This is a genomic window from Candidatus Thiodictyon syntrophicum (assembly GCF_002813775.1).
In the GTDB taxonomy this organism is placed as follows: domain Bacteria; phylum Pseudomonadota; class Gammaproteobacteria; order Chromatiales; family Chromatiaceae; genus Thiodictyon; species Thiodictyon syntrophicum.
On the sequence record NZ_CP020370.1, the window covers coordinates 706,451 to 719,482 of the forward strand.

10 protein-coding genes and 1 pseudogene are annotated in these 13,032 nt (G+C 58.2%); 5 read left to right on the forward strand and 6 right to left on the reverse strand.

What is annotated here, in order from left to right:
• The first annotated feature begins 449 nt into the window (after positions 1–449).
• A complete protein-coding gene (locus tag THSYN_RS35155) occupies positions 450–1,127 on the forward strand; it encodes an IS701 family transposase (protein WP_157817418.1) in 678 nt (225 codons plus the stop codon).
• Here THSYN_RS35155 and THSYN_RS03075 read toward each other — a convergent pair.
• Positions 1,122–2,132 carry an IS1 family transposase gene (locus THSYN_RS03075; RefSeq protein ID WP_100917404.1) on the reverse strand — a complete coding sequence of 337 codons (1,011 nt, stop codon included), beginning with the start codon at positions 2,130–2,132 and terminating at the stop codon, positions 1,122–1,124. The two genes, THSYN_RS35155 and THSYN_RS03075, sit on opposite strands and share 6 nt — an antisense overlap.
• Before the next feature lie 117 nt (positions 2,133–2,249).
• On the opposite strand from THSYN_RS03075, the gene THSYN_RS03080 reads away from it, so the two are divergent.
• A complete protein-coding gene (locus THSYN_RS03080) occupies positions 2,250–3,017 on the forward strand; it encodes a transposase (protein WP_236848781.1) in 768 nt (255 codons plus the stop codon).
• Between the two features lie 223 nt (positions 3,018–3,240).
• Here THSYN_RS03080 and THSYN_RS03085 read toward each other — a convergent pair whose 3' ends face one another.
• Positions 3,241–4,422, reverse strand: coding sequence for a hypothetical protein (locus tag THSYN_RS03085; protein WP_157817419.1), 1,182 nt, complete (start codon positions 4,420–4,422; stop codon positions 3,241–3,243).
• A gap of 534 nt (positions 4,423–4,956) precedes the next feature.
• On the opposite strand from THSYN_RS03085, the gene THSYN_RS03090 reads away from it, so the two are divergent.
• Positions 4,957–6,147 carry an IS4 family transposase gene (locus THSYN_RS03090; RefSeq protein ID WP_100917851.1) on the forward strand — a complete coding sequence of 397 codons (1,191 nt, stop codon included), beginning with the start codon at positions 4,957–4,959 and terminating at the stop codon, positions 6,145–6,147.
• Positions 6,148–6,234: 87 nt separating this feature from the next.
• On the opposite strand, the gene THSYN_RS03095 is transcribed toward THSYN_RS03090, so the two are convergent.
• From THSYN_RS03095 to THSYN_RS03110, 4 genes and pseudogenes are all read right to left on the reverse strand, one after another.
• Entirely contained in the window at positions 6,235–6,645 is a 411-nt protein-coding gene (locus THSYN_RS03095) for a type II toxin-antitoxin system VapC family toxin (RefSeq protein WP_216644667.1), read from the reverse strand.
• Complete coding sequence (locus THSYN_RS03100) at positions 6,642–6,914, reverse strand: antitoxin (protein ID WP_100917852.1); 273 nt, start codon at positions 6,912–6,914, stop codon at positions 6,642–6,644. The genes THSYN_RS03095 and THSYN_RS03100 overlap by 4 nt, the downstream gene beginning before the upstream one ends.
• A gap of 109 nt (positions 6,915–7,023) precedes the next feature.
• Complete coding sequence (locus THSYN_RS03105; protein WP_100917853.1) at positions 7,024–8,490, reverse strand: glutamate synthase subunit beta; 1,467 nt, start codon at positions 8,488–8,490, stop codon at positions 7,024–7,026.
• A 40-nt stretch (positions 8,491–8,530) separates the two neighbouring features.
• A pseudogene (locus THSYN_RS03110) lies at positions 8,531–9,316 on the reverse strand (GltB/FmdC/FwdC-like GXGXG domain-containing protein); the annotation flags it as partial.
• 140 nt (positions 9,317–9,456) lie between these two features.
• On the opposite strand from THSYN_RS03110, the gene THSYN_RS03115 reads away from it, so the two are divergent.
• Complete coding sequence (locus tag THSYN_RS03115; RefSeq protein ID WP_100917854.1) at positions 9,457–10,464, forward strand: AAA family ATPase; 1,008 nt, start codon at positions 9,457–9,459, stop codon at positions 10,462–10,464.
• Positions 10,465–10,608: 144 nt separating this feature from the next.
• Positions 10,609–12,999: a S8 family peptidase gene (locus tag THSYN_RS03120; protein ID WP_236848782.1), complete on the forward strand. Its 2,391-nt coding sequence runs from the start codon at positions 10,609–10,611 to the stop codon at positions 12,997–12,999.
• Positions 13,000–13,032 lie beyond the last annotated feature (33 nt).

The window sequence follows — 13,032 nt, forward strand, 5'->3', positions numbered from 1 at the left end:
GCTGGGGGGATTTTCGAGGGGTTTGCGCAGATCCAGCCAAAACCAGCCAAAACTCCCGGCCCCAAGTATCTGCCCCTGTGCAGCTTTCAGAACCCGGAAACTTCAGGTCAAGACCTGACCCCGCGTCCGTAAGCGACCGGCGTTCCGAGGGAGCGGGTGCCGGGAGTCGATGGGTTCCTGCGCCCATCCTATCGGGGATGACTCAAGCTGGGAGCCGGATGATGTAACACTCCAAGTCCGGTTCTGCGAGGAGCCGGGAACGAATCGTCGTATGGCAGAGATAGCGTAGCACCGCCGGGAAACCAGGCGGCAACAGAGAACACAAACTTCGGCCTAAGCGACGACAAGAACCCGGCTTACTTCTACTTTGTAAAATTGCAATAGGCCATTGAATTTGATATAATTTTAGCAGCGGTAAAAATATATTCGGAGCGTGTAAGAGAAGCCTGGTGAATAAAACAAACTATGGTCAACCGGACTATGCTTTGAAAAGGATAGTAAAGCATCTATCAAATCATCTTGAAGGCTATCATGAATGCTTTCTGACCAAAACTTCCGATGGTTATGAGTTATGTCGAGGTTACATCAACGGCCTTCTGAAAACAGAGTCTGGTAAGCGTAACATCGAACGCCTTAACGAAGAGATCGAGATGCCGGATAACAGCTATCAGCAGCTTCAACACTTTATCACGGATTCCCCCTGGTCTTCAGAGAGAGTCATGCGCTTAGTTGCCCAAAATACATCTGATCTGTATGCCGACCAACACGACTATCGCTCTCGTGACGTCGGTTATATTATTGACGAATCCGCACATCTAAAGAAAGGCAACTATTCGGCGGGTGTTTCCAGACAATATGCTGGGGTGGTCGGAAAAGTGGATAACTGCCAGGTTGGCGTCTACGCGAGCTTAGTTTGGCAGTGTCACAGCACGTTGGTTAACTGTCGCCTCTTTCTACCAGAGTCATGGACCAGCAATCCAGAGCGTTGTGAAAGAGCGGGCATACCTCCTGACGCGCGTGCTTTCAAGACCAAGCTGGAACTGGCGCTCGATATGGTGACAGCAGATATGGGGCACTGGTTCAGTTTGGTTCTTCCTTATCCTTATGTTTTTGTAGTATTTTTATAACCTGGGCTGTCGAACTCTAAGGACCTCATCCCACGAGAGTCCCTGCTGGAGAATCCCCAGAGCCACCGCAGGAACCTGTTTTGTCGTGAAGTGGCTGCGAATAAAGTTATGGACAATCCACAACATATCCAATGTTCTTTGCAAACCAGAAATGCTCTTCGCGTACGTATTCGTTCGGCGGCGATAAGCAGAATTCTTTCGCCGAAATGAAGCGTTCGATGCTTCCAAATGATTAGCATGAATATCGGCTGGCGTCACATCTTGATCGGTTTCTGGATGCTCCGGATGAGGGGTTTCGTATTTGGGACGCGAGTGCCCCGTTCTATCAGTTCCTTTCCCTTTATTCTTAAGGCGCACCTTCACACCGCGACGAAGCACTTTCGGTGGGCGGCCGCGTTTTCCGGTTCGCAATACTTCGTGGCAAATTTCAAACAGGAGATTGCCATACCGACGTTCCCCGTCGGTGACTAGAGTGACATCGCCAGTACGCAGGATGACATCTCTAAGTATTTGTATGGCATATGAAAATAGGCTGCGATCCTTTTTCCCGCACTGAAGCGCCCAGATAAATCGACTTGCCCTTTCCATCAGTACGATCGTCCAGCCTTCACAATCCTCCGGGGGGACATTCCTATTCACTTTCGTATAAAGCTCATCACCTTCGATCAGTTGCTCAATAAAGGTGTGCGTCAGGGCATATATGACCAGCACATCCTTGCAATCGGCCAGGCGACGCTCCCATAGGAGCAACGTATTCTTCGCAATCGCGAAGGCCCGGCAGGCGGCGTTCAAGCCGATCCCCTCAGTGCGCGTTTTGAGCACTTGAATGATGAAGCTGGTCGGTTTCCTGAGCCCCTCGATAAGGGTGGCTTTGGTCTCGGAAAAGAGCCTATTGCAACTTTGACATCGCCACAGCAAACGCGTACCGTTATGACCGGTTTGATACGTCTTGTGATGCCGACAATTCTGTGAATTGCAATGAGGGCATGTCCATTGTCCGTTCAAGAAGTTCTCACTTATTCAAAAAGTGACGGAAACCCGCGCCGAACTAGATATATTACATATATTTCAATGTCTTGTAAACAGGAATTAAACTGAACCAGTGCCGATATGGCGGCAGGCGTGGAATTTGGCTGGGTCGGTGGAGACGGCGTCTACGGACATGGATGGGAATTAAGTAATGCTATAGATAACATGGGCTTAACGTTTGTTTTCGACGTTCATTGCAATCAGCTAATTTATACCGTTGAACCAACGATTTCAGTTCCTGAGAAGAAGCCTGGGCCGGGTCGCCAACCGACGAAGCCACAAACAGATATAGATCCCATAACGGTGAAGAACTATGGCACTTCTCTAAGTTCTCATGCATGGCGAAACGTTACAGTTCGCGATGCGGTTAAGGGGCCGTTGACGCTCTCAATTCATGCGGAAAGAGTGTGGGTCTGGGATGGCAAAGGTGATCGTGCAATAGAGCGAGTCTTGGTAATAAGCCGAAATCTGGCCGACAATAAGATCAAATACTCGCTAAGCAACGTTGACTACATGGAGACACCGATTGAAAGGCTAGCATACATGCAAGCCCAACGATATTGGGTGGAGCGTGCCTTTCAGGAGGCTAAATCCGAAATCGGGATGTCTGATTATCAAGTTAGGAAATGGAATGCCTGGCACCATCATATGGCACTTGTCATGCTCTCACTCTCCTTTATCGTAAAAGAGCGTATTACGCACAAACTTGAATACCCTTTATTAAGCTGCCGGGACGTTCGGCTGATGATTATCGCGTTACTAACGCAGGATGAGGCTATGGTTGAAAAGCGTATTGCACAAATGGCGGTCAGGCATGATCAACGGCGTAGCGATATCGAGCGGCGTTACAAGATAGCCTAGCCAGGCTAGTTGAAAAGCGGCCAGAATTCAAGTTAACAAAGTAGAATTACTCTCCGACCACGTATTTCTTTCGTAAGCGTGAATAATGGCGTTAGGATTTTCCATCTAACGCTTCCGCCATTCTTGAAAGAACGCCCGGGGATTACCAACGCAAGGTACTAGCGATCACCTAACTACGAAACACCATTCGCTCTTACCGCTCTAACCATCAGGCATCACTGATTCAGCGCCGCACATAATCCATGACCAGCCTGGCAAACAACCTTCTGAGTGCTTTCACAACAACTTGCGCATGCGTCTTGATCTTGAGTGAATAAGACGCTTCAGCCTGCGATTGAAGGGCGCGAACCCCCATCCCTAATGAGTTGTTAAACGATCGAATCTCGTTCATAGCCAGGGAGATCTCACCGCATTGGGGTAATGGCATGTCAACCGGCTGCATTGCACATGCGCTCTCGATATCGGATATAGCAGAGAGATCGGAAGAGAACACAATGCCATGCTGCGCCAGCCACTCCCGATCGTTGCCGATCATTGCCTCAATCTTATTTCGACACTTCTTTTTCCTCAAACTATTAAGGGGGGCTGTTTGATGGCGTATTGGCCGATCAGCGAGCAACGAAATATATTTTCTTCTTTTTTGACATACCCCGTCCCAAAGATCCAATGTATTCGAATCGAACAGGTCCTTCCAACTCGGGGCCAGCTCATTGAAAAGACGCACATACCCCAAGACTTCAAGATCGCATGACTCATTCAGTCGGATGTTTGCTTCCAATGGTCCAGTGAGCCGTTTCCTCACGATTGCAGAGAGGATGTCATCGATGATGTCAGCGTCTTTCTGATAGGCGATCAGCTTGATACTCTCACGGCCAAAGCGTGCCTCCCAGGGCTTCAGGGTTTCCTGATACCGGCAATAACGATTCTCTCCATCCGCCAGTTCGTCGACATAATCGGCCATCGTACCACGATAGCCACTCATGATCGCCTCCGAATAGGATGAGCGGATCAGTGAGTAATGATCACGGACAACCACGATAATCGTTGGCCGATAATGGGAAAAATCCCGCGCGAACAACTCGATCTCGCGATCACGGAATCTCGACGAGAAAAATTCCGAGCTTACAAGAATAGTACCGTTCTTACCCTTCTCTATTTCATGAGCCAACTGCGTCACGGCGACGGCCCGCGAAACCCGGCGGTGATTCGGTATAAAAGTCCTCAGGCTTTCGTCCAGATAGCCAGCCGTCAGCAAACTATGACTACCCTGGAAAAAAAGATAATCCAGCTTGGGATATCCTATTCCTAGCTTTCCGAGTGCACGTGCATTCCTTGTACAATACTGCTGAAACGATGTCGTGCCGGTTTTTTCCAGACCGATATGCAATACCAGGGAACTGCTCATGATTCCTTATTCCTTAATACACTTAGGAGAGTCGCTCAGAGAAACCAAACTACCCGCGTATTCACTCGATAAATGAGCCCCCGGTCGGGGCTCAGGGTCACTCAGGACTTAACCCCTATTTCCGGCCGTATTTATTGCCGGTGCCATATCTCCTCAAACGACTAATCAGGAAGACACCGGTTAACCATCGACGAAGATGGATAGCCTCTACCGCAAAGGGCCTATGCAGAAAGAGCGTCGGCACAGAACATCCATTTGTCGGTGCAGTCATTCTCAGCCGACCATGTTACGGAGTCATGTCGTCCGCGTATCGCTGTGTATCGATCTGCTTCAGAGTGTTTCGATTGTTTTCGATGACTCGATATTGCGGAGAACCATCGCGTAAATCGGGCGTAAATCGGGGACGTACCCTGAGGTATCCCCACGAAAACAGCCATAAAAACAGCGGCCTAGAATTCATTTTCAGTTTCGGTGTGCGTGCATGAGGGTTTGTTGCCACACTGTTAGGAAGGCAAAGCCCACAGGAGGCCCCTCATGCACGCGTCGATATTGTTGCACTCTTGGCTCGGTCAGTGGCTGTCATGTATCCACTTAAAACGCTTGGTATCGCTCTTCGACATGGTGGCCGCCTGCGTTGCCGGCACGGGTTTATCCATCACCTCGGTGGGACGGCGCCTGCCAGGCCCGACGTCCTTGAAACACAAGATCAAGCGTGCCGACCGCGTGATCGGCAATCCTCACCTGTATCGCGAGCGCACGGCGATCTACGGCGCCCTGTCCCGGGTGACCCTGGCCCGGATTCCCGAACCGCTGATTCTCATCGACTGGTCGCCTATCAAGGTCGATCAATCCTTTCAACTGTTGCGCGCGTCGATCGCGGTCGGCGGTCACGCCTTGACCCTCTACGAGGAAATTCATCCCACCTGCGACCTCGGCAACCCCAAGGTCCAAGAGCGTTTTCTCCACACCGTGGCGGGCTTGTTGCCGCCTGGTGCCGCACCCATCATCATCGCCGATGCCGGCTTTAAGGTGCCTTTTTTCCGTGCCGTCGAGGCCCTTGGCTGGCGCTGGGTCGGACGCCTGCGGGGGCGCGACTATGTGCGCCTGAACGCCGATTGGATTAGTGGCAAGTCGTTGTTTACGAAAGCAACAACAAAACCCGTTCGGCTCGGCATCGGCGACTGGGTGAGAAGCAACCCATTGCCCGTCGTCATGGTCTTGGTCCGTCTGCCCAAGTGCGGTCGTCATGATAAGACAGCATCCGGGCGCATCGCACGCTCGCGCAAAAGTCGCAAGGCCGCCCGCAGTCAGCGTGAGCCGTGGCTGCTCATGGCGACGCGCCGTTTGGGGCATTTGGCAGCGAAGGCGATCGTGCGCATCTATCGCCAGCGCATGCAGATAGAAGAAGGCTTCCGCGACATGAAGAACCTGTACTTTGGTCAGGGCTACGAGGCCAACCGTTCACACGACCTCAAGCGCCTTTCCATTCTCGTTATGATTGCCGCACTGGCGGCTTTCCTACTCTTTATGATCGGTGCGACGGCGGAGCGATTGAACCTCCAGCGCGGTATGCATGCGAGCAGTTCCAAGCGCCGCGTCTATTCCCTGTCGTTTCTTGCCTCGCTCATTCTGAATATCACGAAAGTGGAGATCGCTCTATCCGAGTTCCTAGCGCCGGAAGAGCAGGTGGCCCAATTCCATCAGGCGCTATTGTTGGGTGAATAAACGGAGGCGAAATTCGTGGGGATACCTCAGGGACGTACCCCGGTTTGCCCCTCGTCGAGATGCTTGCTGTTGGTCGCGAAGCGCCCGCTAGCCGAGCCAGTTCTCCAACCGCAGCCCCGGAACCCGCCCGAAGTCATCCAGATTGTTCGTGACCAGGATCAGACCCTCGGCCAAGGCATGGGCGGCGATCTTGGTGTCCATGCACCCGATCGGCTGCCCTCTTCGCCGTAGGTCCGCGGCCACGGCGCCGTACCGGTCGGCAGCCCGTACACCCCAGTCCAGGACTGGCACATCGGCGAGAAACGCGTCGATCAAAGCGCGGCGGCGCGCGGCCTCGGCTGGCAAGAGCGCCTGTCCGTAACGCAGTTCGGCCCGGGTCACGGCGGAGATCGCGACCTGATTCGCCCGCAGCGCGGTGCGGACGCGAGCGACCAGTGCCATGTCATGCCTCTTGAGGAAGTAGCTTGCGATGTCCGTATCCACCAGGTACCGGATCATTCCGTCCAGTTTTCCAAGGGGTTGCGGGGACTCTCGACGGGGTTTTCACGCTCGGCGAGGAAGTCGTGCGGTAATGGCGACTCGTCCAGGAGGGCAAACAGCAGCGCCAAGCGGTCCTCGTCGGGACCCGGTGCTTTGGAACTCAGGGTAATCTCGCCGGTCGCCTCATCCTTGCGCACCCAGACCTCCTCGCCGGCCAGTTCAAAGCCCGGGGGCAGGCGTAGGGTCTGTTGGTGGCCGGTGGTCTCGAGTTTAGCGGTTGCGATCATGGGGATGGTCTCGCAGTAGGAGCTACGGGGTAGGTTACACCAATCGGACCGGCAAAGAAAAAGCGGCCCGCAGGCCGCTTCTTCGTCAGTCTGGTCTGCCGCTGCTCACCTACCTCGGCAAATCCGACCGCCCCATCAACCACTCATCCACCGCCCGCGCACACTGCCGCCCCTCGCGGATCGCCCACACGACGAGCGACTGCCCGCGCCGCATGTCCCCCGCCCCGAACACCCCAGGCACCGAAGTCTGATAGGCCCCCACCCCCTCAGTCGTCGCCTTGACGTTGCCGCGCGGGTCGAGTTCCAGCCCCGTCTCGGCCTTGAGCGCCTCGATCATGCCGACGTGTACGGGATGGACGAAGCCCATGGCGAGCAGCACCAGATCCGCCTTGAACTCGGCCTCGGACCCCGGGACCTCGGACATCTGCCAGCGCCCTTGGGCATCCTTGTCCCACTGCACCAGACAGTACTTGACCGCCTGGACCCGCCCCTGGTCGTCGCCGACAAAGCCCTTGGTCAGCACATTCCAGTGCCGCTCGCAGCCTTCCTCTTGCGATGAAGAGGTCCGCAGCTTGTTCGGCCAGTCCGGCCAGGTCAACCCCTTGTCCTCCTTGACCGGCGGCTTGTCCAGGATCTCGATCTGGGTGACCGACTTGGCGCCGTGGCGGTTGGAGGTGCCGATGCAGTCCGAGCCGGTGTCGCCGCCGCCGATGACCAGGACCCGTTTGCCGTTGGCGTTGATGAATTCGTCATCCGGGACATAGGACCCCTGGACCCGCTTGCTGTTGCGGGTGAGGAAGTCCATGGCGAAGTGGATACCGGTCAACTCGCGTCCGGGTGCGGGCAGGTCGCGGGGCGCTTCGCAGCCGCCGGCCAGGACCAGGGCGTCGTAGTCGGCGCGCAGCTTGGCGACCGGGATGTCGCGGCCGATGTGGGCGTGGGTGTGGAACTCCACGCCTTCGGTGCGCATCTGCGATTGACGCCGGTCGATGAGCTTCTTGCTGAGCTTGAAGTCCGGGATGCCGTAGCGCAGCAGGCCGCCGATGCGGTCGGCCTTCTCGTAGACGGCGACCTGGTGTCCGGCGCGCGCCAGTTGCTGGGCGCAGGCGAGCCCGGCGGGGCCGGAGCCGACCACGGCGACGCGCTTGCCGGTGCGCCGCTCCGGGACCTGGGGTTTGATCCAGCCCTGTTCCCAGGCCTTGTCGACGATGGCACATTCGATGGTCTTGATGGCCACCGGGGCGTCGCCGATGTTGAGCGTGCAGGCGGCCTCGCAGGGGGCGGGGCAGATGCGGCCGGTGAACTCGGGGAAGTTGTTGGTGGAGTGCAGGACCTCGATGGCCAGTTGCCAGTCGCCCTTGTAGGTCAGGTCATTCCAGTCGGGGATGATGTTGTTGACCGGGCACCCCTGGTGACAGAAGGGGATGCCGCAGTCCATGCAGCGCGCGGCCTGGGTGCTGACCTCGGCGTCGGTCAGCGGGATGACGAACTCCTGATAGTTGACGACACGGTCGGACACCGGCTCGTAGCGGCGGTCGCGCCGGTCGTGTTCCATGAATCCGGTCGGCTTACCCATGGCTGTTCTCCCGCGTGACCTTGATCGGGCGCTGCTTGGTGGGTTGCAGTTCGACCATGGAGAGGTTGCAGCGGTCCTCGAAGGTGCCGTCGCCATTGAGCACATAGGCGATGCCGCCGGACATGCCGGCGGCGAAGTTGCGCCCGGTGTGACCCAGGACCACGGCGATGCCGCCGGTCATGTACTCGCAGCCGTGGTCGCCGACGCCTTCGACCACCGCGGTGGCGCCGGAGTTGCGCACGCAGAAACGTTCGCCGGCCACGCCGCGGAAGTAGCACTCGCCGCTGATGGCGCCGTAGAGCACGGTGTTGCCGATGATGATGTTGTCTTCGGCGCGGGCGATGGCGCAGTCCCGCGGCGGGTAGATGATGAGGCGCCCGCCGGAGAGGCCCTTGCCGACATAGTCGTTGGCCTCGCCTTCCAGCTCGATGGTGACGCCCTTCGCACTCCAGGCGCCGAAGGATTGGCCGCCGGTGCCGCGCGCCTTGATGTGGATGCTGTCCTCGGGCAGGCCGGCGTGACCGTAGCGCTCCGCTACCCGGCCGGAGAGCATGGCGCCGAAGGTGCGGTTGTAGTTGTGCACCCGGGTCTCGATGGCGACCGGCTCGCCGCGTTGCAGGGCGGGTTGGGCCTGCTTGATCAGATCGTGATCGAGCGACTGGTCGAGGCCGTGGTCCTGGGTCTCGCGGTTGGAGATGGCGACCTCCAGGCCGACCTTGGGCTTCATCAGGAGGCGGGTGAAGTCCAGGCCCTGGGCCTTCCAGTGGTCGAGGGCGCGGCGCATCTCCAGGCGATCGGACTGGCCGATCATCGCGGGCGTCGCCCTTGCAGCCCAAATATTCGCCGTTTTTCCTGGCCGCTTGGCTGCTATGATTCGACTCAGGCGGACCGACCCGGACCGCACGACTGATCGCGGCGTTTCTCTCGTTCGAGCATCGTCATCGACCCGCTAACGAGTATCGATCCATGCCGAGCGCTGACCAACTCAAGGCCCTGCTCAAGTCCCATGCGGAGGGGGACGACGATCGCTTTTACTCGGTCGCCATGCAAGTCGCCGCCCACGAGGCACGCGCGGGGCATGGCAAGCTGGCGACCGAACTGCGGTCACTCATCGACGACGCCAAGGCGCGCCGCGCGATGGGTCAGCCCGAGACCGGTTCCGACCAGGGCCCGACCCCCATCGGCAAGCCACGCGGCGCGCTCGCCGAACTGTTATCGGCGACCTACCCGAAGGCAAGGCTTCCCACCATGGTGCTGAACGACCCGCTCGCCGCGCAGCTTCAGCGGATCATCAAGGAACAGCGCCACTTTGCCTTGATCCGCGAGCACGGGTTGACCCCAAGGCGCAAGCTCCTGCTGGTCGGCCCACCGGGGACCGGCAAGACGTTGACCGCCGGGGTCCTCGCCGGAGAGCTTGGCATTCCGCTGTTCACGGTGCGTCAGGACGTACTGATCTCCAAGTTGCTGGGTGAAACCGCGGCAAAGCTGCGTCAGGTGTTCAATGCCATGGCTGCCACGCGCGCTATCTATTTTTTCGATGAGTTTGACGCACTCGGCTCCCAGCGTGGCCTGACCAACGATGTCGGTGAGATCCGCCGCGTCTTAAACAGCTTCCTGGTGATGATCGAGCAAGACCTGTCCAACAGCATCATCATTGCTGCAACCAATCATCCGGAGATTCTGGACTACGCCCTGTTCCGGCGCTTCGACGACGTGCTCCACTACGACTTGCCCGGCCAAGAGCAGATTCACCTGCTGCTCCTGAACCGGCTGAGCGGCTTGGCCGTCCGGGGTATCGATTGGGATACACTGTCGCAAGCGGCGGCGGGACTGAGCTTCGCGGAGATCACCCGGGCGGCCGACGAAGCGATTAAGGATGCCCTGATCCATGACCGTAAGACTGTAACCCAGACCGACATCGCCGGCTTCATCAATGAGCGCCAAGCCATCGCGAGCCGGCTGGCAAGGAATTAAACCTCAAGCAGGCGACAAGGAACCATGACGGACTCAACCCGTGACCGACGCCCGCACCTGATCCTGGCGAACACCGCCTCGACCGAGGCATTTCAGACCCCAGGGACGCCCATCACAGGGCCCAAACTCCCTGGGCGCGACCGCGTGACCCATGGCGCCAGCCTATTGGCCCAATTGGCGGCCATCAAGCCCGTTGCCGAACGGGCGAAGGTCGAGCAAGAGCAGGCGGGGATGGACGCCGGCTTTGGACTGAGCATCAGCTTCACCGGGTTCCCGGACGTGGAACTTGCCTTCGAGAGCCTGGCCCGGGAACGCACTGGGATCGAACTGCTGAACGTCCGCCAAGACCAGACCGAGACGGTCGCGACCGTCTTCGTCCCCGACGGGAAGTTGCCCCACTTTGAACGCCTGATTCAGGACTACCTGGCGGAACACAGGGACCGCTCCGGCAATGTGCGCGACCACCATGCGCTCGTCAATACCATTCAGAGCATCCGGACCGCGGCGATCAAGGAGCTATGGACCGACACGGAGGACGCTTTCCCGCGAGATGAATCCGCGGCCATCTGGTGGGAAGTCTGGCTGCCGATCCGCCAGGACCGCGAACAGACTGTCATCAACTTCCGACGCCTGGCGACGGGGCTGGATTTCGCTGTCGGCAAGGGGCAGGTCGATTTTCCTGAGCGAACGGTGGTGCTCGTCAAGGGCTCCGTCAGGCAGTTCAAGCGCTCGATCATGACCCTGAACAGCATTGCCGAATTGCGCCGTGCCAAGGAGGCCGCGGGCTTTTTTGACGCCATTGCGCCACAGGAACAGCGCGAGTGGCTCGATGATCTGCTGAAGCGAACGCAGTACGCTCAACCGGGCGCGGAAGCGCCGGTCGTTTGTGTGCTCGATACGGGCATCAATCGCGGCCATCCATTGATCTCGCCCGCGCTTGCGGTGGACGACTTGCACAGCGTCGAACCGGGATGGGGTACGGATGACGTTGATGGCCATGGCACCGAGATGGCTGGCCTGGCGCTTTTCGGTGATTTGAGCGCCGCGCTCGAATCCGCCTGGCCGGTACTCATCGAGCACCGCCTGGAGTCTGTCAAGCTCCTGCCTCAGAATGGCGGCAACGCCGGGGATAGCCTGCATTATGGGTATCTAACCAGCGAGGCGGTCGATCGCCCTGAGATTTCCGCGCCATTTCGACCTCGCGTTTTCAGCATGGCAGTCACGGCCACGGATGGGCGCGATCTTGGGCGCCCCTCGGCGTGGTCCGCGGTCATCGACCGGTTGGCCGCGGACGCGCACGGTGCGGGGCTCATCCCGCGGCTCATCTGCATTTCGGCCGGGAACGTCCGGGACCCCAATGCCTGGCTCAGTTACCCAGACTCATCGGATTCAGACGGAATCCATGATCCCGGCCAGGCGTGGAATGCGTTGACCGTCGGCGCATACACTCAACTCACCGATATCACCGAGCCGGATGCGAGTGCATACCAGCCCATCGCCCAGGCTGGCGAACTCAGTCCATTCAGCACGACCTCCGTGACCTGGCAGAGGAGCGTTTGGCCGCTCAAACCTGATGTGGTATTCGAGGGCGGCAACGCCGGCCGCGACGCCGTTTCCGCCAGTGCGCTACCAAGCCTGAGCCTGCTGACCACGCACAGGGCGCCGACCGAACGCCTGTTCTCGACGACCAACGCAACCAGCGCCGCAACCGCCCAGTGTGCGTGCATGGCCGCGCAACTCATGGCAGCCTATCCGGGGCTTTGGGCTGAAACCATTCGCGCCCTAATCGTCCACTCTGCCGAGTGGACCGCCGCCATGCGTGGACAATTCTTACGCGCCAACGGACGTGCGAACAAAGGCGAGGTCGAGAACCTGATTCGCCGCTGCGGGTACGGAGTTCCTGATCTGGAGCGTGCATGCTGGAGCGCATCGGACTCACTAACCCTGATCGTTCAGGACCATCTCACGCCGTTTCAGCGGGATAAGGGCAAGGAACCCAAGGCCAGAGAGATGCACCTTCATCAACTGCCCTGGCCCTTGGAAGAATTGGAAGCCTTGGGTGAAACGCCCGTGGAGATGCGCGTCACCCTATCCTATTTCATTGAGCCCAACCCTTCAGAGCGCGGCATTCGTTCCCGTTATCGCTACGAGTCCCATGGCCTGCGCTTCGACGTACGCCGACCGGCCGAATCGATCGAGGAGTTCCGGGCCAGGATCAACGCTGCTGCCCGCGACGAGGAGGAAGGCACCCGCAACAAGGGTGGGGACCCGGACTGGACGCTTGGTGTGCAAAAACGCCATCGTGGGTCACTGCACTCAGACACCTGGCATGGAACCGCCGCGGACCTGGCGAGCCGCGGGGTTCTTGCGGTCTTTCCGGCACTTGGTTGGTGGAAGACCCGCCCGGGACTTGGACGTTACGATCGGTCAGTTCGTTATGCGCTGCTGGTATCGATCCGGGCGCCGGGGGTCGAAGTCGATCTTTACAACACGGTGGAGTCGAAAATACTTGTACCGGTTGAAGCACAACCATGAGTAGCGCTGATGATTATGAGACTTGGGGGCATC

Bases quoted from the DNA above. Each gene is read 5' to 3' on its own strand.
- THSYN_RS03115 (WP_100917854.1), top strand. From the start codon at position 9,457: ATGCCGAGCGCTGACCAACTCAAGGCCCTGCTCAAGTCCCATGCGGAG.
- THSYN_RS03090 (WP_100917851.1), top strand. From the start codon at position 4,957: ATGCACGCGTCGATATTGTTGCACTCTTGGCTCGGTCAGTGGCTGTCA.
- THSYN_RS03100 (WP_100917852.1), bottom strand. From the start codon at position 6,914: ATGATCGCAACCGCTAAACTCGAGACCACCGGCCACCAACAGACCCTA.
- THSYN_RS03095 (WP_216644667.1), bottom strand. From the start codon at position 6,645: ATGATCCGGTACCTGGTGGATACGGACATCGCAAGCTACTTCCTCAAG.
- THSYN_RS03105 (WP_100917853.1), bottom strand. From the start codon at position 8,490: ATGGGTAAGCCGACCGGATTCATGGAACACGACCGGCGCGACCGCCGC.
- THSYN_RS03085 (WP_157817419.1), bottom strand. From the start codon at position 4,422: ATGAGCAGTTCCCTGGTATTGCATATCGGTCTGGAAAAAACCGGCACG.